Here is a 21,858-nt window from a genome sequence, read left to right on the forward strand (position 1 = left end):
ATCCCTTAAAGGCTATGCAGGTTAGTCAGGCCGTGTTGTTCCAGAATGGCGCAAAGATTAGTTTTAGCAATATTATTTTCAAATGCGTCATCAAGGAAATAGCAGACAGTATCTTTGCCAGCCTTCAAACTCTTATGCCAGTCGATAATCCCCTTGGTCAGTTCTTCTACTGAAGATGCAGGGATTTGTTTAGCAAAGCATGTAAACAATTTGCCACCATCAACACAAGAAACAGTTAATTCATCAAACTGACGGGTTTCAACGTTTACACTCAGATCAATACCACGCTTAAGCATCAGTTCAGTCAGCAAGTCTTCTTCACTACGACCTTCAAGGATTGGGCTTACATAAGCATCAAGCTGTTGTGAAAGTGTTTCGGCGGAGGCTTCCCACGGACGAATATTAGATGTATCAAGTTTAAACACACGAAAACCGACATCACCATTCCATTCTGGATTGTCTTCACGAACTTTTTTACCTGCACGACGCAGGCGTTCTTTGGTTAGCTCTGAAATTTTTAAATTAAGTCCGTTATTAGTACAGAATTCAGCCAGTGTTTTTTGTTCTTTATTATCTGGCGAAATCATTTCAGGGAGCTGAATTAGAATATAGTTTCTATTCCCTCCGTCTTCTTTATTCTTAAGGTAAACTGCATGTCCTGTAGTTCCCGAACCAGCGAAGAAGTCCATCACAAGCGAGTCCTTATTTGTGATCATGCTTATTAGTCTTACTATAAGCTTGGTTGGTTTAGGTGTATCAAATACTTTGACTCCATCAAATAGCGATTTGATTTCCGCATTGGCGTTTCTAGTGCTACCTGCAAAGTCATAAGGCCACCAAGTTTGGTTTACCACACCTGATTTAGTTTCAGAAAGGAATTTTTTTCCATAGGGAAGTTGGAATCCCCACTTTTCCCCCACCATATTCTATCTTCTTCCTGTAACTCACTTAATATATCTTTTGGGCGACGCCAGCATGTTCCATCTGGTGGATAAATAGATTTACCCATTGGGTTAATCAAAGGATAATAATCTCTCTCACGAAATTCGCTTCTTGTTAACGGTGTTGCTAACCATACACCTCGTGGGTCATTGTCTGGATTTTTGTAATTAGATAATTGCTTTTCATTTCTATCTAAAAGATTAAGAGACAACTGACCATTATGATACAAAAAAAGGTGATTGTGGGTTTGAGCTATAGATATAGAGTCATTCCCCGGGGTATCTTTCGACTGCCATACAATGTTGGCAATGAAATTTTCCTCGCCAAAGATTTCACTACACATCTTCTTAACATTGTCTGATTCGATATCATCGACATTAACTGCGATAACGCCATCTTTTCTTAAAAGATTCTTAGCAAGTTTCAAACGTGGATACATCATATTTAACCAATCGGTGTGATAGCGACCACTGGTTTCGGTATTCGTGCTGCGTCGAGAACCCTCTTCTGTTTGCCCTGTGATCTCAAGATAATTTTTAATGTTATCTTGGAAGTTATCAGGATAAACAAAATCTTTCCCGGTGTTATAAGGCGGATCGATGTAAATAAGCTTTACTTTTCCGGCGTAGCTTTTTTGAAGGAGCTTTAACACTTCAAGGTTATCACCTTCGATCATAATATTTTGGGTGTTATCCCAATCAACACTTTCAGCTTTACACGGGCGTAAGGTGCCACGAGATGGGGTTAGAGCAAGCTGGCGAGCCTGACGTTTACCATGCCAGTTCAGGCCATAGCGCTCTTCTTTTTCGTCTACATTCTCACCTAAAAGCTGCTTTAAAACATCGAAATCGATGCTTCCTTCATTAAATGCTTCAGGAAACAATGACTTAAGTTTGCTAATATTATCTTCAGTGATATTCATTGATTGTAGTTCTGGCATATCAGAAGTTATTTTTTTCATAAAAAGTATCCATCATGAGGTCACGGGAAAGCAGTGTCCGAAATTGGTAAGCATTTTACGGCATGAAGTCATAGCCATCAACCAATGATGGCTATTCAAATATATTCAAAACAAAGGGTTACATGCTGCTATGTGATTTGTTATCAAGCGGTTAGGCTTGGTTTTCTAACCCAAAACGAGCATCTGTGGCAAATTCAAACGGCCTTACCATACCGTTTCTGCTTGCATCAAGGTAGTCAGCCCACCATTGGAGCATCAGGCGACGCTGCTCAAGATGTTTTGCCTTGTGGGTATAAGCAGCACGGACGCTGTTGCTTTCCTTATGGCTCATTTGAAGCTCTACAGCGTCTTCTGACCATAGCCCGGACTCAATTAAGGCACTACAGGCCAGAGTGCGGAAACCGTGTCCACAGATGTCCTGCTTCGTGTTATATCCCATATTACGCAGGGCTTTGTTGATGGTGTTTTCACTCATGGGTTTAAACGAGTCATAACAGCCAGTGAAGATTAATCCATCATCATGGCCTTCTTCATAAGTCAGTTGTCGGATCTCTTTTAGTATCCTCATAGCTTGCTTACAAAGGGGAACGAAGTGCTTACGCTTCATTTTGGCACCACGAGTCGAATGTTTGACGTTTTCAATTGCTTCACGCTGTTCGGGTATCACCCATAACTTACTTTTGAAATCAATTTCAGACCAGCGAGCGAAACGAAGCTCACTGGAACGAATGAAAATCATCAGATTGAGCTGTATTGCCAGTATGGTTAACCTGCGGCCTTTGTATTCGGCAATTTTGTTCAGTAGCTGGGGTATTTCTTCCAGCTCAAGTGCAGGGCGGTGTTCAGTTTGTGGTTTCTGAACTGCACCTTCCATATCATAGGCTGGGTTATGGCGTATCAGCTTTTGCTGGACGGCATGACGCAGGATTGCCGTAATGTATTGTTGAATGCGCATGGCAACTTCAAGATAACCAAGAGCCTCAACTTTTTTCACCGGAACCAGCAGATCACCCGTATCCAGTTCGGCAACATCTTTGTCACCGATTACCGGGAAGACATAAGTTTCAAGGCGCTTCCATACGGCATCACCATAATCATCAGACCATTTTGTTTTCGTGGAGAACCACGCTTTGGCTACTGTTCTGAAGGAGCGTGTATTATCACGTTTGGCTTTAAGCTCTTTAACCTCTGCCTGTTTCTTTGCATTAGGGTCAATACCCTGAGCCAGAAGCCTTCTGGCCTCGTCACGGCGTTGTCTTGCGTCAGAAAGAGAAACTGCAGGGTAAACACCAATAGAGAAGAGTTTTTGTTTCCCTTCGAAGCGGTAAGCCATTTGCCAGTATTTCGAACCTTTAGGGGTAACACGAAGGAACATACCAAAGCCATCAGTAAGCTTGTATTCCTTCTCAAGGGGTTTTGCATTTTTTGCTTTAATATCAGTCAGTGACATGAAAACATCCCCTCGTTTGTTGGTAAAAGGGAAATCGAACCAGCATTACCAACATTTTTACCATCAAAATGATATGGCTTCGAGTGGTTTTTAGTGAACGAGGGTGAACGACTGAGAGGGGATAACCAATTGATAGAAATGCAGAAAGCAGACGTTAGTGAACGTCTGCTTTCTTGAAAATGGCTCCTCTGACTGGACTCGAACCAGTGACATACGGATTAACAGTCCGCCGTTCTACCGACTGAACTACAGAGGAATCGTGTGGGGGCATATGTTAGCGGCGAAAAATCTTTTGTCAAACCTGATTTTACGTCGCCTGCAACAACTGCTGCATTCGTCAACAATCCGTTGTTATTTGCTACACTTTTCGGTGAAATCCACATTGCAGGTTTGCCGTTTCTCCCCCATCATTTAAAACGAAGTTTCACTTTCCCCCATAAGGTCAATTCTTGAACGTCATCGGCGCAGTGCGTCAGGCCGTCACCCGCACGACCTGGTTTCAGAACCGTAAAAGCTATCGTGTTCTCTTCTGGCGTGAAATCACTCCGCTTGCCGTCCCCATTTTTCTGGAAAACACCTGCGTCCTGCTGATGGGGGTGCTCAGCACCTTCCTGGTGAGCTGGCTGGGCGCGGATGCGATGGCGGGCGTCGGCCTCGCCGACAGCTTTAACATGGTGATCATGGCCTTTTTTGCCGCCATCGACCTCGGGACCACCGTGGTGGTGGCCTTCAGCTTTGGCCGCCGCGAGCGGCGGCGGGCAAGGGCGGCGGCGCGCCAGTCGCTGGTTATCATGACCCTGTTCTCGATCGTGCTGGCGGCGGTAATTCATCTCTTTGGCCGTGAAATCATCGAGGTGGTGGCCGGGGCCGCCACGCCCCACGTCAAGGCGCTGGCGCTGACCTATCTGGAGCTGACGGTGCTCAGCTATCCGGCGGCGGCGATTGCCCTTATCGGCAGCGGCGCGCTGCGCGGGGCGGGGAATACCAAAATTCCGCTGCTGATCAACGGCGGCATGAACATCCTCAACATCATCATCAGCAGCATCCTGATTTACGGCGTCTTCTCCTGGGGCGGGCTGGGCTTCGTCGGCGCCGGGCTGGGCCTGACTATCTCGCGCTATATCGGCGCGATTGCGATCGTTGCGGTGCTGGCGGTCGGCTTTAATCCCGCGCTGCGGATCACCCTCAAAAGCTACTTCCGGCCGCTGAACTTCGCCATCATCTGGGAGGTGATGGGCATCGGCATTCCCGCCAGCATCGAATCGGTGCTGTTCAACGGCGGCAAGCTGCTGACCCAGATGTTCGTCGCCGGGATGGGCACCGAGGTGATCGCCGGCAACTTTATCGCCTTTTCGGTGGCGTCGCTGATTAACCTGCCGGGCAACGCCCTGGGCGCGGCGTCGACCATTATCACCGGCAAGCGGCTGGGCAAAGGGCAGATAGGCCAGGCCGAGCTGCAGCTGCGCCACGTGTTCTGGCTCGCCACCATTATGCTCACGGCCATCGCCTGGGGCACGGCGCCGCTGGCCGGGCTGTTTGCCTCCTTCTATACCCACGACGAAAACGTCAAGGACGTGGTGAAGATCCTGCTGTGGCTTAACGCCGCCTTTATGCCCATCTGGGCCGCCTCCTGGGTGCTGCCGGCAGGGCTCAAGGGCGCCCGCGACGCCCGCTTCGCCATGTGGGTGTCGATGTTCAGCATGTGGGGCGCGCGCGTGGTGCTCGGCTATCTGCTCGGGATCGTGCTCGGCATGGGCGTGGTCGGCGTCTGGCTGGGGATGTTCGCCGACTGGGCGGTGCGCGGGATCTGCTTCTACTGGCGGATGGTCAGCGGCCGCTGGCTGTGGAAGTATCCCAGAGTGAAGAAAGCGTAAACGCGTGCAGGGAAACCCTGCACGCGGGCGCGCTACACGCCGAGGCGATCGCGCAGGCTGTAGTAGGCCGCGCCCATGGCGGTAAACGGAATGCGCAGCGTGCGGCCGCCGGGGAAGGGGTAGTGCGGCAGCTTCGCGAAGGCGTCGAAGCGCTCGGCGTCGCCGCGCAGCAGCTCGGAGATGAGTTTCCCCGCCAGGTGGGTACAGGTCACGCCGTGGCCGCTGTAGCCCTGCATGTAGTAGATATTGTTCTCCAGCCGGCCGAACTGCGGCATCCGTGAAAGCGTCAGCAGGAAGTTGCCGGTCCAGCGGTAGTCAATCTTCACCCCCTTCAGCTGCGGGAAGGTTTTGAGCAGGTTGGGCACTACCAGCCGCTCGATATCGTCCGGATCCCGCGCGCCGTAGACCACGCCGCCGCCGTACAGCAGGCGGTTATCGGCGGTCAGCCGGTAGTAGTCCAGCAGATAGTTGCAGTCCTCGACGCAGTAGTTATTCGGCAGCAGCGAGCGGGCAACCTCGTCGCCGAGCGGCGCGGTGGCGACCACCTGAGTGCCGCAGGGCATACTGCGCTTCGCCAGCAACGGCTCCAGCTTATCGCCGAGGTAGGCATTGCCCGCGACGATAACGTAGCGGGCGGTCACCTGGCCCTTCTCGGTGGTGACCACCGCCGGGTTGGTGTGGGCGATATTGGTCACCGGCGACTGTTCGTACACCCGCCCGCCGTTGAGGCGGATCGCCTCCGCCTCGCCCAGCGCCAGGTTGAGGGGATGAATATGACCGCCGCTGCGGTCCAGCAGGCCGCCGACGTAGCGGTCGCTGTTCACCTCCCGCCTGAGTTCATTAGCGTCCAGAAGCGCCAGTTGAGTATTGCCGTAGCGTTCCCAGTTGGCCTTCTGCTCCTCCAGGGTCTCCAGCTGCCGGTGGTTCATGGCGACAAACAGGCCGCCGGGCCGGTAGTCGCAGGCTATCTGATAGCGCCTGATGCGCTCGCGGATGATCTCCGCGCCTTCAAACATCATGCTGCCGAGCATCTTCGCGGCGTCCGCGCCGTAGGTGCGTTCAATGACGTCGATATCCCGGCTGTAAGAGTTAACCAACTGACCGCCGTTGCGGCCGCTGGCGCCGAAGCCGATGCGCGCCGCCTCCAGTACCACCACGTCGTAGCCCTGTTCGGCCAGGTGCAGGGCAGAGGAGAGGCCGGTATAGCCGCCGCCGACGATGCAGACGTCGCAGGTGAGCGACTCGCTGAGCGTCGGGAACGGATCGTGCTTATTGGCGCTGGCGGCATAATAGCTGCCGGTATGTTCAGTCATGGTCAGTCTCCAGGGCAATCCAGATGGTTTTCAGTTCGCTAAATTTATCCAGCGCGTGCAGGGACTTATCGCGCCCGTTGCCGCTCTGCTTATAGCCGCCGAACGGCACGGTCATGTCGCCGTCGTTATAGTTGTTCACAAACACCGAACCGGCCTTCAGGCGGCGGCTCATGCGGTGCGCCCGGGAGAGATCGCGGGTCCAGACGGCGGCGCCGAGGCCGTAGTCGCTATCGTTGGCAAGCGCCAGGGCCTGCGCTTCGGTCTGAAAGCGGGTAATGACCAGCACCGGGCCGAAAATCTCCTCGCGCCCGACGCGGGCCTCCGCCGCCACGTCCACCAGCAGCGTCGGCCCGACGGCGGCCGGATGCCCGGCACCGCGGCCGTCCAGCAGCAGCGTACCCTGCCGCGCGCCCTCGGCGATAAAGCCCTGCACGCCGTCGGCGTGGCCGCTGTCGATCAGCGTCCCCATCGCGGTGGCGGGATCGAGCGGATTGCCCGGCTGCCATCTGGCGGCCTCCGCCTTCAGCAGGGCAATGAAGTCATCGGTGATGCTCTCCTCCACCAGCAGGCGGGTGCCGGCGATGCACACCTGGCCCTGGTTATAAAAGATCCCCGCGGCGGCGGCGGACGCGGCTTTCGCCAGGTCCGGGCAGTCGGCGAAGACGATATTGGCGCTCTTGCCGCCCGCCTCCAGCCAGACGCGCTTCATATTGCTCTCGCCCGCATCCTTCAGCAGCTGCTTGCCGGTGCGGGTCGAGCCGGTAAAGGTCATCACGTCGACGTCAGGGTGCAGGGAGAGCGCCTGGCCCGCCTCGTGGCCGAAGCCGGGCACCACGTTGAGCACGCCGTCCGGCAGCCCGGCCTCCTTCGCCAGCCCCGCAAGGTAGATGGCGCTCAGCGGCGACTTCTCCGAGGGCTTCAGCACCACGCTGTTGCCGGCCGCCAGCGCCGGGCCCAGCTTCCAGCAGGTCAGCAGCAGCGGAAAGTTCCACGGCACTACGGCGGCCACCACGCCCACCGGTTCGCGGACGATCATCGCCAGCGCGCCCTCATCGGTGGCGGCGACTTCGCCGTACACTTTATCGATGGCCTCGGCGTACCAGCGGATAGCGCGCGCCGCGCCCGGAATATCATCACGCAGGCTGTGGCGGATGGGCTTGCCGGTATCAAGCGTCTCCAGCAGCGCCAGCGCCTCGTGATGCTGCTCCATTAACTCCGCCAGCCGGTTGAGCACCGCTTTGCGCGCCGCGGGCGCTGCCCGGGACCAGTCGCCGCGCTCGAAGACCGCCTTCGCGGCGCTGACCGCGCGGTCGACGTCGGCCTTTTTCCCGCGCGCAACCTGCGCCAGCGGGCGCTGCGCCCACGGATCTTCCGTGACGAAGGTGGCGCCGTCCGCGGCGGGGCCGTATTCGCCGTTGATAAACAGCCGCGCTTCCGGCTGCAGGGCGGCGGCTTTTTCCTGCCAGCCGCTCAGTGAACCAAATTCCATGCTGACTCCTTTTATTTCAACGAGATAACGTATGATTTCGCTTTTATCAGGATGCAAAAAGCCCCGGGAAATCAATCCAGAAAAAAATCGCGGTGTAAAATGGCCTGAGACGCTCAGGCCAGAGGAAAATCAGAACGTGGTGGGCGTGTGGGCGCTGATAATGCGGCAGATACCTGCCGAGGTGTTGCTGAAGCTGTGCGGTATGCCGGTGTTGATGGCATAGCTCTGCCCCGCAACGAGGTGATATGTCTGACCGTTCATTGTCAGCACTACCTCACCTTCCAGTATCGTGCCTATCTCCTCACCCTGGTGCTTGATCCGCTCGCCGGTGGTTGTGCCCGGCTGGTAGGTCTCAAAGATCATCGCCAGCGTACGGTTCGGATTTCCATTGTGTACCAGCTTCATTGAAACACCCTGACTCCCCATCTCAATCAGGTCTTCCTGATTGATAACCACCTGCGGTTCATCAGGTTTTTCCGGGTCCGCGAAGAACTCGGAGAGCGACAGCCCGTAGACCTTTAGCAGCTTCTGCAGCGTACTGATGGCAGGACTCACCTTGTCCTGTTCTATGGTGCTGATGGCGCTATGCGTTAAACCAGACAGTTCGGCGGCGCGTCGCTGTGAAAGACCCAGATTCTGGCGGATCGCTGACAGACGTTTACCCGGCGCCAGGCCGTCATCGCTCATATTGGCATTTCCTTAACAGTAGTGGTCAGAGCTGTTGCTTCTCAGCACGATAGCTCCGACAGGCGGTGATAAAACCTTCAAGCAACAAACGCGACAGGGCGTATTCGCTACTGTTCCATTCCGGGTGCCACTGCACGCCGAGGGCGAACGGATGATCGCGGACGCTGACCGCTTCCACCAGACCATCCTGCGCCCGCGCTTCAACCCGCAGCCCGGGCCCCAGCGTTTTCGCTCCCTGACCGTGCAAAGAATTGACCCAGAACGTGTTGCATCCCGGTATTAGCTGCGAAATCACGCCCCCCTGCTGGACCTGAACCTCGTGCGACGGCGCATACTGCTCCGCCACCGGTAGCTCAGGATCTTCACGATGTTCCAGCAGCTCGGGGCAATCGCACAGGCGACGATACAGAGTCCCGCCGGTGGCGACAACAAGTTCTTGTAAGCCCCGGCAAATGGCGAAAATGGGGATGCGCCTTTCGATCCCGGCGGCAATCAGCGCCAGGCTCAGTTCATCACGCCCGGGATCGGCGTCAGGCTCATCGCCGTTTTCACCATACAGGTGCGGCTGCACGTTACTGGGGCTGCCCGGCAGAAAAATACCGTCGAGCTTCGGCAGTAGGGCATTAAGAAGGTCGGGCTCTGCCAGCGCGTGGGGCAGGGCAATCGGTAAGCCGCCGGCGGTAAGCACGGCATTCAGGTACTTTTCTTGCAGGGTCTGGGTCTGATGACCCTTAAGCCTGTTCCTGCACATCACAACACCAATAAGTGGTTTGTCAAATATATTGCCCATGATCGACCTCACAGAATGGACTAAATTATTGCCAATCGCATTAATACTGCTGCTTAACGTTCAATATTTTCTCAATCTAGCAGTGTGATAACGCCTTTGCAAATAACATTTAACATTTGACAAACATTTAAACTGCCGCCATTGTCGAAAAGTGGAAATTATATTTAACGGCTGGCGCGAGCCACCGTGACCTAAACCAACGGCGGTGAATCATGGAAACCCAAACAATCGATATTGCGAATTTTGTGCAGTTCCCGGAAGAGAGGCGAAGTAGCGCATTTGCGCGCGAGGTGGCGAACTATCTTGAGCGCTACCCGGACACCCAGTATGTCGATGTCCTGCTGACCGACCTGAACGGATGTTTTCGCGGCAAGCGCATTCCGGTGAACGGTCTGCGCAAAATAGAGAAGGGCTGCTACTTCCCGGCCTCGGTCTTTGCGATGGATATTCTTGGCAACGTAGTGGAGGAGGCGGGGCTCGGCCAGGAGCTGGGTGAGCCGGATCGGGTCTGCGTGCCGGTGGCGGGAACCCTGACGCCGTCGGCCAGCGACCCGGAGCAGATTGCCCAGGTCCAGCTCACCATGCTTGACGAAGATGGCGCTCCCTTTGACGCTGAGCCGCGGAACGTCCTTAACCGACTCTGGCAGCAGCTGCGCCAGCGCGGGCTGTTCCCGGTAGTAGCGGTAGAGCTGGAGTTCTATTTACTTGACCGGCAGCGCGACGCCGAAGGCTACCTCCAGCCGCCCTGCGCGCCGGGCACCGATAACCGCAACACCCAAAGCCAGGTTTACTCGGTGGACAACCTCAACCATTTCGCCGACGTGCTGACCGATATTGACGATCTGGCGCGCCTGCAGCTGATCCCCGCCGACGGCGCGGTAGCCGAAGCCTCGCCCGGCCAGTTCGAAATTAACCTCCACCACACCGACAACGTGCTTGACGCCTGCGACGACGCGCTGGCGCTCAAGCGGCTGGTGCGCACCGTTGCCGAGAAGCACAAGATGCACGCCACCTTTATGGCCAAGCCCTACGAGGAGCACGCCGGCAGCGGGATGCACATTCACATCAGCATTCTCGACAGGCACGGTAAAAACGTCCTCGCCGACGACAGTGGCGAAGATTCAGCCACTCTGCATCGCGCCCTTGCGGGAATGATAGACCTGATGCCGGCCTCTATGGCACTGTTAGCGCCTAACGTAAACTCATACCGCCGCTTCCAGCCCGGCATGTACGTCCCGACCCAGGCTTCCTGGGGGCACAACAACCGCACCGTGGCGCTGCGCATTCCCTGCGGCGACCGCGACAGCCACCGGGTTGAGTACCGGGTGGCCGGTGCGGACGCCAACCCCTATCTGGTGATGGCGGCGATCCTGGCGGGTATTCTGCACGGGCTGGATAACGATCTGCCGCTGCAGGAGGAGGTTGAGGGCAACGGACTGGAGCAGGAGGGCGTACCTTTCCCTATCCGCCAGAGCGACGCCCTGTGGGAGTTTGCGGAAAACGAAAGCCTGCGCGCGCTGCTGGGCGCGCGCTTTTGCCACGTTTATCATGCCTGCAAGCATGACGAGCTGGTGCAGTTTGAACGACTGATCACGGACACTGAAATTGAGTGGATGCTGAAAAACGCATAATGCGTCAGGTCCGGCGGTCGTGCGCCGCCGGGCTGCAGCGAATTTCCGGTGAACCGATAATACAATGTGGCGAGGAAATGTGATGATGCAGATGGTCAACTACCCCCGCGGCGAAGGCGCGAGCTGCTGCCGTATCGACAACGACGGACCCGCCCGCGTCGCGGTGCGAATGGACACTCCCCGACTACGATCTACCCCCAGGCTAAGCAGGTTTGCAGCGGCGACGCGTTCACCGCAAATCGGTATTTGCGTGGGGGGGATGGCGTATGGCGGCTAATTTTTCCGGCAATAGCGCGGCCCCGGTAGAAAAGGCCCAACTGCGTAAATCCCTCAAGCTGTGGCAGGTGGTAGTCATGGGCCTTGCCTACCTCACGCCGATGACCGTTTTTGATACCTTCGGCATCGTCTCGGGCGTCAGCAACGGCCACGTTCCCGCCTCGTACCTGCTGGCGCTGGCCGGGGTGCTGTTTACCGCCATCAGCTACGGCAAGCTGGTGCGCCAGTTTCCGCAGGCGGGTTCCGCCTACACCTACGCCCAGAAGGCGATCAACCCCCATATCGGCTTTATGGTCGGCTGGTCGTCGCTGCTCGACTATCTGTTCCTGCCGATGATTAACGTCCTGCTGGCGAAAATCTACCTCACCGCGCTGTTTCCCGGCGTTGCACCCTGGGTGTGGGTGGTGATGTTCGTCGGCATCCTCACTGCCGCTAACCTCAAGAGCGTGAACCTGGTGGCGAACTTCAACGCCCTCTTCGTGCTAGTTCAGGTGGCAATCATCGCGGTGTTCATTTTCCTGGTGGTGCAGGGGCTGCACAGCGGAGAGGGCGTCGGCACCATCTGGTCGCTGCGGCCGTTCGTCAGCGAAAACGCGCACCTGATCCCGATCATCACCGGCGCCACCATCGTCTGCTTCTCGTTTCTCGGCTTCGACGCCGTGACCACCCTGTCGGAAGAGACGCCGGACGCCGCCCGCACCATTCCGAAAGCGATTTTCCTCACCGCGCTGTACGGCGGGATCATCTTTATCGTCGCCTCCTTCTTTATGCAGCTCTTTTTCCCCGACATCAGCCGCTTCAAGGACCCGGACGCGGCGCTGCCGGAGATCGCGCTCTACGTCGGCGGCAAGCTGTTCCAGTCAATTTTCCTCTGCACCACCTTCGTCAACACGCTGGCCTCGGGCCTGGCATCCCACGCCAGCGTGTCGCGCCTGCTGTACGTGATGGGCCGCGACAACGTCTTCCCGGAGAAGTACTTCGGCTACGTGCATCCGAAGTGGCGCACCCCGGCGCTCAACGTCATCATGGTGGGGATCGTGGCGATGTCGGCGCTGTTTTTCGACCTGGTCACCGCCACGGCGCTGATCAACTTCGGCGCGCTGGTGGCCTTTACTTTCGTCAACCTGTCGGTGTTCAACCACTTCTGGCGGCGGGAAGGGCGCAATAAAACCTGGAAGGACAAGCTGCACTACCTGATCCTGCCGTGGACAGGCGCCGCCACCGTTGCCGTGCTGTGGGTTAACCTGGAGGCCACCTCCCTGACCCTTGGCCTGGTATGGGCCGCCGCCGGACTGCTCTATCTTGGCTACCTCACCCGCCGCTTCCGCCAGCCGCCGCCGGTGTTCGACGGCAGCAAAGCGGAGCAGGCCTGGGAGTGATTTTTGCCCACAGTGGAGAAGAAATCGGCAAACGATTTAAAATCCGCAAACAGCCTTTGACAAGGCAGGGGCGCACCGATAATATGCGCCCCGTTCACACGATTCCTCTGTAGTTCAGTCGGTAGAACGGCGGACTGTTAATCCGTATGTCACTGGTTCGAGTCCAGTCAGAGGAGCCATATTCTTGTTTTCATGCCGCTTCGTGAATCCTTATGTGATTCAGATTCAATAAGTTAGCGTGAAAAGTCTTCCCAATGCATTTTCAGTTTACTCTCCGCATCGGGAGAATTTGGTGGTCAGATTTGGGGTCAAGTTGGTTTGATGACGGAGTGACCCCCAATGTATCTTAACGACTCAAGAATCCGCAACTTAAAACCATCCGCAAAACCCTTCAAAGTTTCCGACTCTCATGGTCTGTACCTTTTAGTCAATCCTAGCGGTTCACGTCTTTGGTATTTCAAATATCGCATCAATAGAAAAGAATCCCGCCTCGGCTTAGGTGCCTATCCTGATGTTTCTCTGGCTGATGCTCGTCAGCAGCGTGACGGCATTCGTAAATTGCTGGTGCAGAATATCAACCCAGCACAACAGCGCTCCACTGAAAGAGCCACTGTCTTACCGGGAGAAACCTTCAAGTGTGTCGCGTTGAACTGGCATAAAAGCAACAGATCATGGTCAGAGAACCATGCCGCCCGTCTGCTTGCCAGCATGAACAATCATATCTTCCCGATAATTGGACACCTGCCAGTCACAGAACTGAAAACCCGCCATTTCATCGACCTGCTGAAAGGAATTGAAAAAAAAGGTTTGCTAGAAGTAGCGGCACGCACTCGGCAGCATATGTGCAACATCATGTGTCATGCCGTGCATCAGGAGTTGATAGAGCATAATCCGGCGGCCAATCTGGACGGTATAATCGCCCCGCCCGTTAAACGCCACTATCCTGCCCTTCCGTTGGAGGGTGATGTCTCTAATTAGTTGAATTTGAGGTATAATACGGGCTTTTGAGGTTATCTAATGGCCAGCGTTAACGTTCATTGTCCCCGTTGTCAGTCTGCTCAGGTTTACCGCCATGGTCAGAATCCTAAAGGCCATGACAGATTTCGCTGCCGTGACTGCCACCGTGTGTTTCAGCTCACTTATGCTTATGAAGCACGTAAGCCGGGTATTAAAGAGCAGATCACTGAAATGGCCTTCAATGGCGCCGGGGTTCGCGATACCGCCAGGACACTGAAAATTGGCATTAACACCGTCATCCGGACTTTAAAAAACTCGCGCCAAAGCGAATAACGTCTTCGCCTGTTGCCCATGTTGATGTGGCGCTTATTTGCGAACTCGATGAGCAATGGAGTTTCGTTGGCAGTAAAGGCCGGCTGCACTGGCTCTGGTACGCGTACAACACCAAAACAGGCGGTGTACTGGCCTACACTTTTGGTCCCCGAACCGATGAAACCTGCTGAGAGCTACTGGCACTGCTTACACCATTCAACATCGGCATGATCACCAGCGACGACTGGGGCAGCTATGGCCGGGAGGTGCCAAAGGATAAACATCTGACCGGCAAAATATTCACCCAACGCATTGAGCGTAATAACCTGACGCTCCGCACCCGCATTAAGCGCCTGGCTCGTAAAACAATCTGCTTCTCACGCTCAGTTGAGATCCACGAAAAAGTGATCGGAGCGTTTATCTAAAAACACATGTTCTACTAATTGGATGCACTACCCAACAGAGGTGAGGTCAAGGTAGCGGGGCTACAAAAAATTTCTAAAGCAGAGAACTGAATTGCTAATATTGATGCTGATGATTGCTCGAACAACGGGCCTTAACAACTTGTTTTTATTCAGTATCTTTGAATGGATAACTGTGCGGATTCAGTATATATTTAAGTTTAACGTTCGAATTGTTAAAATGAAAAAGAAGCACGTTTTTTCTTTCAACAACACGATATAAAGAATAAGATATTGTATTATATAGGATTTTTATGCACAAAGCCCCTAATGTAATTGACCTTTTTAGTGGATGTGGTGGATTTGGCCTTGGTGCAAAACTGGCTGGTTTCAATGTGATCGCAGCGATTGACATAGATTCAACCTTGCAATCTGCGTACGGCCTAAATTTCCCTAAAACACAACTTATCAACGCAGACATCTCTACAATGAGAAAAGCAGAGTGGTCTCAAATAATTGGTGACCGCGAAGTTGATGGAATCATCGGTGGCCCACCATGCCAAGGTTATTCCCGCATGGGACATTCAGACGCCAATGACCCAAGGCGTTCTCTACTACGTCATTTTTTTAGAACTATTAATATTATTAGGCCTAAATTTTTTGTAATGGAGAATGTAGAAGGTCTAATGGATAGTAAGAATGTTTACGAACTAAAATCAGCACTTAAAACTTTAGATAGAAATTATAAAGTTTTAGAACCTATGATACTTGATGCTTCAGATTTCGGTGCACCTACTAAACGAAAAAGAGTAGTAGTAATTGGCTTTGTGGATGAGGACCTTGATTTATTATTAACCCAAAGTACTTTTGCACCAAGAAACATTAAAAAAACCTGTGTTAGAGATGCCATTTATGACCTTTGCTCCCCAATATCAAAAGCTAAAAGTGATGATGCTCTTGACTATGGGTGGTCTGGTTATAGAACTAATTTTGAATTATCAACTTATGCTAAAGAAATGCGAAAAATGCCATCATCTGGGCTTGGCTGTAAACTTGCATTGGATAAATTTAAAGCAGGACAAGTAAGTGGTTTTTTCAATACCATTCATTCTTTAAAAGTTAAAGAACGCTATTCTTCGACAGCACCTGGCACAAGCGATCCTATTAGTAAATCAAAGAGGTTAACTTGGGATGGTTTATGTCCGACATTGAGAGCGGGCACCGGTGCAGATAAAGGTAGTCATCAAGCAGTTCGTCCACTCCACCCTCAGGAAGGGCGAGTTATAACTGTAAGAGAGGCTGCTCGCCTGCAAGGATTTCCTGATTGGTTTATATTTCACCAAGCAAAGTGGCACAGTTTCAGAATGATAGGAAATAGTGTCTCTCCAATTATGTCAAAGCATATAATGGGAGTACTATTTGAAGCTTTGAAAGAAAAAGACACTAAGAATAAAAAGGTTGGTTAATATGCCGGGAAATTCAATTATTGAGCGTATATCAATTGATACAGGTGTTAGCTCTACTTTTCTTGAGGAAGCTCTAACAAAAGATGTTACTACTCTCGAAGCCATTTTTGATTTAGTTGATAACTCAATAGATGCTGCAAGAGACTGGCTAATAGACTCTGAATCTACCAGAGGAAAAGATAATTTACCAACGGATTACTCAGCTTTTTTTGTTTGCATTCGTATAGATGACAATAGCATTCGTGTGTTAGACAATTGTTCAGGTATTGACAGAGAGACTCTAACTAACCGAGCTCTTTACACAAACAAGCCATCAACGCATGAATATGGTATAGGTTTATATGGTATAGGATTAAAACGCTCATTATTAAAAATGGGTACCGATTTTTCATTTTCTGTTGATAATGGAAAAGAAGAGTTTAAATCGCGATTTAATAATAAAGGAATCGGAGGTGGAGTTAAGGATAAAGTATTCGCCAATGTATTCCCAACTAAGGGGAAAAAGAAATCTTTATTTAATGTATCTAATTTAAAACGCGAAATACAGAACGACTTACACAATCCCAGATGGTTTGAAAATGCAGTCAGGGAGTTTTCTCTGAGATATGCATTATATATACATAAAGGATTCAAGATCATACTTCATCATGCAAAGAATGGGATAAGAAAGCAAATTGAAGGCATTGCTCCTAATCTGAGAACAGAATGCAAATTTCCTCCAACAAGAGAAGTAATAAAATTTGATGGCATTGAGGTAATTATTGAAACCGGTATTCATTTTGACTACAGGTTTCCAGGTGAAAGTGACCATGATTTATCTAAGAACAGAAAACTGACAGACTTTTTTGGTATTTACTTTGCTTGTAATGATCGTGTAATAGTTTCGGCTAGTACAGAAAGAACCCATGGATGGCGTACAAAGTGGCACTCGGAATATAATGGTTATGTTTGTTGGGTAAAATTTGTATCTAAAAATGCTGCATTACTCCCATGGAATACAGCTAAAACAGCTCTAAGGACTGACAGTCCCTTATTTTTAGCCGTCAGAGACAGAATTCAACCTATTGCAGATAACTATAGGTCAGCCATAAAACAACGCTATTCATCTAATAATAAAAAAGATAGTTCTATCTCTCATAAAAAATCAACTGATAAACCAGTTAGTGCTCAACCCATCAGTGAAACAGGCATTAAAGAAACAACGAAAAAAAATAAAAATATAACCAGAGTATCCACTCCTCCCAAATCACGGCCAATTTTAGACCTCCCAAGAAACAGAGATATTTTTGTTGATTGGGAAAGAAATACGGTTGTCGTACCCACGTACAGAAATAAAGAATACCACATATTTTGTGAAATTTGCCAACTCAACTCATATGAAAACCCTATAAGTTGCGTTGTAATGCTCCGAGTGTTTCTTGAAACAACAGCGAAAGAGACAATGAAATGTCTGGGTTCTAATTGGAACAATAATTCTCTTGCAAAAAACACTACGTATCTAGCTTTAAGATTAAATAAAAATAACTACATTACTGACAGTGTCAGATTATTAATTGAAAGATATGGGCGTACTGTAGATGAACCTATTCTTTCAATTAACAACATACAGTCCTTGGTTCATTCTGTTGATTTTAATATCGATAAAACTCTTATTAATAGATATTGGGATGATTTAGAGCCATTTCTCTCAGCGTGTTGGAAAATTATAGTAGATATAGATAATACACCTGAATTAAAAAACACCTTATTAAAGTAATTCATTGGCTTATCTAAATAAGGTGTTGAATCATCATGGGCCGGAGTATAATGCCGGCCATTTTTTAATAATATATTTTTTAGAGAGTAAATTTTCCAAACCATGGAAAAGTTCTGTAATAGCTGATAAAATTTTCCATTTGTTCCTTTGCTAACGCCTCCTTTTCCGCGGGATAAAAACCCAACGTTTCCCTGATTTCGTCATAATTGCTGCCAGGTAACATTTGCTCTACCAAAAGGCGCTCTCTAGAAGAAAGAGCAGGAAGACTAATATTTTTTATTTGTTCCCACCTTTCCGAATAATAAGCCCATGATGAAATAGACGTTTTCTCATTAAACTCTGCAATCTGATCTTTTTCCAAAACAATGCCCATTGCAGTAAGCATCTTCTGACCATCCTCATATACAAAAGCATTAATTGGTACAACTTGTAAATCTACAGCTGATGCCATACCTTTTGATATCGCTCTTTTAAGAGATGCCAAAACAGCATATGGAAATTGCTTAGCATGCATCAACTCAGCATTAAGTTCATGCGACTCATATTCCTCAGTAATTAACTCTTTAAATCTATTTAAACGATACTCCATCACATCATCATCTCCCTCAGGCTTACCTAAGTTTGGCGAGTGAGCATTCAAAGTCACTTTGAATATATCCCCATGTGATAATTTACCGATTAAGCGAACAACATCAGAAAGTTGCTTGTTAAGATCATTGAAAGAAATAAAATCTAACCAAACAATAGATTGCCTATCAAAATCATGCGCATTAACAAAATCAGTAGAGGAACAAGCTCTCTCATAAAAATCAATACATGACAACGGTTTATTAAATTTTTGTCTTATGCGAGTATTTTCATCTTTTTCTATACATATCATATCCGATATTCTTAGTTCTTGATGTAAGATTTTAAAGTCTTCCATGAACGGTCCACCGAAACCTATGTATCGATAATCAGAGATATTAACATATTTATTAATGCGTCTTAACGCTTGAATAAACAGACCTCTTTCAACGGCCTTATTTGGCCTTAAATGGTATGGTATCGAAGTTCCCGTGGACATTTCACACCTTTTTCAATATCTGGTCAAAGCAATATTCACCAACCTGAGAGGTAGGCCTAATTTCTTCGAATATGTATTCAGAGACAGCTATTATTTCACTTTTCTTTTTTGTAAAAATAACTCTCTCAACGGGATCAGTTTCTTTTGGCGCTGGAAGACTTGGTTTAAATACACGCCCTCCATCCCGCCTAACATTTTTCCACTCGTCAGACTTAACTCTTCCTGATAAAGTTACACTAGGTGCTGACTGAGTCTCCTCACTTCGAAAATATAATGATAAATCTTCTTTAGAAGCCTTTTTCCATCGATTAGTAAAATCAGTAAATGTTTTAATACCTTCTCTAATTTTTTCTTTGACGATAGAGTATATTTGCGTACTGCTATCCACACCTCTTTTTGTTGTCTTTAGCGGTAATTTTGCTGGATTATTAGACTGGAATACAACAACCCCAGATATTGCTATGAATTGTGTATGATACCGGGGAACACCAGCTTCTCCCCACCCAGTAATATGGCTTTTATCATTGTGAAGAACAACACGATCATTACATATAATGGTGATGCCAGCCCTTTCACTGACAGATTTTCCATCCTGTTCGTCCTGTTCTTCTTTTTCTGTACTTAATGAACGATAAAAACCAATTGCCACATCAACATTGACCCCATCAATAGTATTTTCATATATATAGGGAGCAATACCATCTTTTTTATTGGAAAAATCTTTAGCAAATTTTGTGATTGAAATTATAGGAGAAATCAAAGCACCATTTACTTTTATTTCTAGACCTTTCGCTATTATATATGAAAAGTGAGTTGATATAACCTTATGCAAATCATCAATGAAATCTTGGCTTCCGAATTGTAAACTCACCCCTTCTCTGATTTCAGACACATTAATAATCGTACCATTTGATCTATTATTATCATCGGTATCATTAAGAGGCAGATGCCAGTTGGTATCATCTTTCATCCACGCACTGGTTATTTCAACCTTATAACTACCATCGTCAGTCTTACAAGCTACAGTCGATTCCTCCCCCATTTTAAAAATAGCTCTTTTCATTCCAATCCCATATACGCCAACAGTGGGAAGATCCTTATCTCTATCATTATCATGCCGTCCCATCCTAAATGCAGATTTTATTGCCACATCTCTAGGAATGCCACCGCAGTTATCGGTAATATTGAAATGTTCAGGGCTGAAGGATATATCAACTTTGAAGCCCTTATATGGTGATTCTCCCGTGTTATTCCCTTTTAATAGTCTCATGGCACCATCAAGACTATTATCAATCAAATCCAATATTGCATCCACTAGTTCAATGTCGCGAGTCAACATCTCAACAAAGAATCGTTTTGCTGGTACTAGTTCAACCTGTTCCATATAATTTCCATTAATTCCTCATATGTAAAGAGGATAGTTTTAGATAACAAAGATAATGATTGCCATCATTCGTAGTTTTACACAAATATTTCAATGGTTAACAACTAGCATACTTTCATAAAGATTAAAAGAACAAATGGTGAACTACGCTTCCCATGCGGTAGGCACCATATGGATGATCACCACCAACCACTGAGAACTCAAACCGATTTTGTGCAACTCATATCTATTGGTGGTCATTTTGGCGGTCTTGACAGCAAGGAAACTCTAGTTTAGCTTATTTATTAGCCAGTTACTGGTAAAGGCGATCCCAGTCAGAGGAGCCATATTTAAAAAGCCTGCTTTCGAGCAGGCTTTTTGCTTTCTAGCGTTCCGAAAGCTCAAACGCGCAGTGCGTGCCGTCCGGCAACTCGATATCCAGCTTCAGCCGGCAGCCCGCCGCCTCTACGTAGCGCTTGAGGGAAGAGAGCTTGATGTCGTTGCCCTTTTTCTCCATGCCGGCAAGCGTCGGCTGCTTAATGCCCAGACTGTCGGCCATCTCCTGCTGGGTCTTATTGACCATCTCACGCAGCTTCGCCAGGTTGTACTCCAGCAGCAGCTCCTGATAGAGGACGTCGGCTTCGGCGAGAACCTGAGGGTCTTCGTCTGCCAGCAATTGCTCTAATGTGATAGTCATGATTTACCTCGATTGATAAAAATGATTAAGGTATTCAGTAAACTCGTCGTCTGCCCTTGCGATCATCTCGGTATAAAAGCGCTTTTCGTTGCCAGCCTTGCTGCCCGCGCAGAGTAAAATCGCGCTACGGTCAGGTGAAAATGCAAAAAAGATACGAACCGGATCGCCCATGCACTGGACTCTAAGCTCTTTCATTTGGCTAAAGCGCGACTCCTTGATCGTGTCCGCATAGGGGCGACCCAGATTGGGTCCCTCTTTTTGCAGCAGTGCGATTGTCGCAACGACACGCGCTCTTTTACTGATGTTAAGGTTAAAGTGCCAGGCCTTATAGGCTTCTGTTACCTGAATGTTCCACACGCTATCACTCCCTGATTTATAGGTCAAAGGCTATAGTCTGTTTGTCCAGATCCCGACTATGCCCGATTCACCGGGAGGAGAGAAAAGTCACTTTTCCGTTAAGGAATCACGCTTCCACGGCGCGTTGTGTTACAAATGAGGTTGCATTGTTAAATGCGCACCCCCTCGCACAGGAGAAAAAATGACCACAGTAATTCGCAGCGCCGGACGGGCAGATGCCCCGGCAATTTACGAGATGATTATGGCTCTGGCCGTGTATGAAAAGGCCGAGCAGGAAGTCGTCACGACGCCGCAGGAGATTGAAGAGACGCTGTTTGGCGCCGGCAGCAAAACGGAGGCGCTGATCTGCGAGATTGACGGCAGGGTAGCGGGATACGCGGTGTACTTCACCACTTATTCAACCTGGCTTGGCCGCAGCGGTCTCTATATCGAAGATCTGTACGTCTCACCAGAATTTCGCGGGCACGGGGCGGGGAAGGCGCTGATCCAGTGCATCGCGAAGACGGCGGTGGAGCGGCGCTGCGGCCGCCTGGAGTGGAGCGTACTCGACTGGAACCAGCCGGCGATTGATTTCTACCTCAGCACCGGCGCATTGCCGCAGAGCGAATGGGTCCGCTACCGGCTCGACGGCGAGGCGCTGCGCGCGTTCGCGGCGAAATAGGACGTGCCGGGCGCCAGGGGCGCCCGGCAC

Annotated in this window: 16 protein-coding genes, 2 tRNA genes and 3 pseudogenes; 10 read left to right on the top strand and 11 right to left on the bottom strand. The window is 50.1% G+C overall.

Going from position 1 to position 21,858, the window contains the following annotated elements:
• Positions 1-5: 5 nt before the first annotated feature.
• The 3 genes and pseudogenes from ENGE1_RS02275 to ENGE1_RS02285 all read right to left on the bottom strand — a co-directional run bounded on the left by ENGE1_RS02275 (position 6) and on the right by ENGE1_RS02285 (position 3,609).
• Positions 6-1,903 (bottom strand): annotated as a pseudogene (locus ENGE1_RS02275) (site-specific DNA-methyltransferase).
• 151 nt (positions 1,904-2,054) lie between these two features.
• Positions 2,055-3,353, bottom strand: a complete 1,299-nt coding sequence (locus tag ENGE1_RS02280; RefSeq protein WP_048287113.1) for a tyrosine-type recombinase/integrase — start codon at positions 3,351-3,353, stop codon at positions 2,055-2,057.
• Positions 3,354-3,533: 180 nt separating this feature from the next.
• Positions 3,534-3,609 (bottom strand) — tRNA-Asn (locus tag ENGE1_RS02285).
• 5 nt (positions 3,610-3,614) lie between these two features.
• Between ENGE1_RS02285 and ENGE1_RS29445 the strand changes: the two genes are divergently transcribed.
• Complete coding sequence (locus ENGE1_RS29445) at positions 3,615-3,806, top strand: DUF5951 family protein (protein ID WP_406947154.1); 192 nt, start codon at positions 3,615-3,617, stop codon at positions 3,804-3,806.
• Positions 3,803-5,227 (top strand): EmmdR/YeeO family multidrug/toxin efflux MATE transporter, encoded by a 1,425-nt coding sequence (locus ENGE1_RS02290; RefSeq protein WP_043083039.1) that lies wholly within the window; start codon positions 3,803-3,805, stop codon positions 5,225-5,227. Before ENGE1_RS29445 ends, ENGE1_RS02290 begins: the two co-directional genes overlap by 4 nt.
• A 32-nt stretch (positions 5,228-5,259) precedes the next feature.
• On the opposite strand, the gene ENGE1_RS02295 is transcribed toward ENGE1_RS02290, so the two are convergent.
• From ENGE1_RS02295 to puuD, 4 genes are all read right to left on the bottom strand, one after another.
• Positions 5,260-6,540, bottom strand: a complete 1,281-nt coding sequence (locus tag ENGE1_RS02295) for an NAD(P)/FAD-dependent oxidoreductase (protein WP_048252794.1) — start codon at positions 6,538-6,540, stop codon at positions 5,260-5,262.
• Positions 6,533-8,029 carry an aldehyde dehydrogenase PuuC gene (gene puuC, locus ENGE1_RS02300; RefSeq protein ID WP_048252795.1) on the bottom strand — a complete coding sequence of 499 codons (1,497 nt, stop codon included), beginning with the start codon at positions 8,027-8,029 and terminating at the stop codon, positions 6,533-6,535. The genes ENGE1_RS02295 and puuC overlap by 8 nt, the downstream gene beginning before the upstream one ends.
• Before the next feature lie 129 nt (positions 8,030-8,158).
• A complete protein-coding gene (puuR, locus tag ENGE1_RS02305; RefSeq protein WP_043083043.1) occupies positions 8,159-8,716 on the bottom strand; it encodes an HTH-type transcriptional regulator PuuR in 558 nt (185 codons plus the stop codon).
• A 25-nt stretch (positions 8,717-8,741) separates the two neighbouring features.
• Positions 8,742-9,506 carry a gamma-glutamyl-gamma-aminobutyrate hydrolase gene (puuD, locus tag ENGE1_RS02310; protein ID WP_048252956.1) on the bottom strand — a complete coding sequence of 255 codons (765 nt, stop codon included), beginning with the start codon at positions 9,504-9,506 and terminating at the stop codon, positions 8,742-8,744.
• Between the two features lie 212 nt (positions 9,507-9,718).
• On the opposite strand from puuD, the gene ENGE1_RS02315 reads away from it, so the two are divergent.
• The 7 genes and pseudogenes from ENGE1_RS02315 (at position 9,719) to ENGE1_RS26615 (ending at position 17,684) form a co-directional block, all read left to right on the top strand.
• On the top strand, positions 9,719-11,137 hold the full coding sequence (locus ENGE1_RS02315; protein WP_045287871.1) for a glutamine synthetase family protein: 1,419 nt from the start codon (positions 9,719-9,721) through the stop codon (positions 11,135-11,137).
• A gap of 266 nt (positions 11,138-11,403) precedes the next feature.
• Positions 11,404-12,792, top strand: a complete 1,389-nt coding sequence (locus tag ENGE1_RS02320; RefSeq protein WP_048252796.1) for an APC family permease — start codon at positions 11,404-11,406, stop codon at positions 12,790-12,792.
• 103 nt (positions 12,793-12,895) lie between these two features.
• Positions 12,896-12,971: transfer RNA gene (locus tag ENGE1_RS02325), tRNA-Asn, on the top strand.
• A gap of 160 nt (positions 12,972-13,131) precedes the next feature.
• Positions 13,132-13,752 (top strand): annotated as a pseudogene (locus ENGE1_RS02330) (tyrosine-type recombinase/integrase); the annotation flags it as partial.
• Between the two features lie 57 nt (positions 13,753-13,809).
• Positions 13,810-14,541: pseudogene (locus tag ENGE1_RS27865) on the top strand (IS1 family transposase).
• 235 nt (positions 14,542-14,776) lie between these two features.
• Positions 14,777-15,928 (top strand): DNA cytosine methyltransferase, encoded by a 1,152-nt coding sequence (locus ENGE1_RS26610; protein WP_072062206.1) that lies wholly within the window; start codon positions 14,777-14,779, stop codon positions 15,926-15,928.
• 1 nt (position 15,929) lies between these two features.
• Complete coding sequence (locus tag ENGE1_RS26615) at positions 15,930-17,684, top strand: ATP-binding protein (RefSeq protein ID WP_072062205.1); 1,755 nt, start codon at positions 15,930-15,932, stop codon at positions 17,682-17,684.
• A gap of 79 nt (positions 17,685-17,763) precedes the next feature.
• Here ENGE1_RS26615 and ENGE1_RS28320 read toward each other — a convergent pair whose 3' ends face one another.
• From ENGE1_RS28320 to ENGE1_RS02360, 4 genes are all read right to left on the bottom strand, one after another.
• Positions 17,764-18,750, bottom strand: a complete 987-nt coding sequence (locus ENGE1_RS28320) for an O-methyltransferase (RefSeq protein ID WP_307653628.1) — start codon at positions 18,748-18,750, stop codon at positions 17,764-17,766.
• 1 nt (position 18,751) lies between these two features.
• On the bottom strand, positions 18,752-20,134 hold the full coding sequence (locus ENGE1_RS26620) for an ATP-binding protein (protein WP_080964503.1): 1,383 nt from the start codon (positions 20,132-20,134) through the stop codon (positions 18,752-18,754).
• 364 nt (positions 20,135-20,498) lie between these two features.
• On the bottom strand, positions 20,499-20,810 hold the full coding sequence (locus ENGE1_RS02355) for a helix-turn-helix domain-containing protein (RefSeq protein ID WP_048252800.1): 312 nt from the start codon (positions 20,808-20,810) through the stop codon (positions 20,499-20,501).
• Positions 20,811-20,813: 3 nt separating this feature from the next.
• The gene (locus ENGE1_RS02360; RefSeq protein ID WP_048252801.1) at positions 20,814-21,167 is read right to left on the bottom strand and encodes a type II toxin-antitoxin system RelE/ParE family toxin; all 354 of its coding nucleotides are present in this window, start codon (positions 21,165-21,167) and stop codon (positions 20,814-20,816) included.
• Positions 21,168-21,348: 181 nt separating this feature from the next.
• Between ENGE1_RS02360 and ENGE1_RS02365 the strand changes: the two genes are divergently transcribed.
• A complete protein-coding gene (locus ENGE1_RS02365) occupies positions 21,349-21,828 on the top strand; it encodes a GNAT family N-acetyltransferase (RefSeq protein ID WP_048252802.1) in 480 nt (159 codons plus the stop codon).
• Positions 21,829-21,858: the final 30 nt, after the last annotated feature.

This window comes from Pluralibacter gergoviae ATCC 33028 = NBRC 105706 (genome assembly GCF_001598855.1).
GTDB lineage: Bacteria > Pseudomonadota > Gammaproteobacteria > Enterobacterales > Enterobacteriaceae > Pluralibacter > Pluralibacter gergoviae.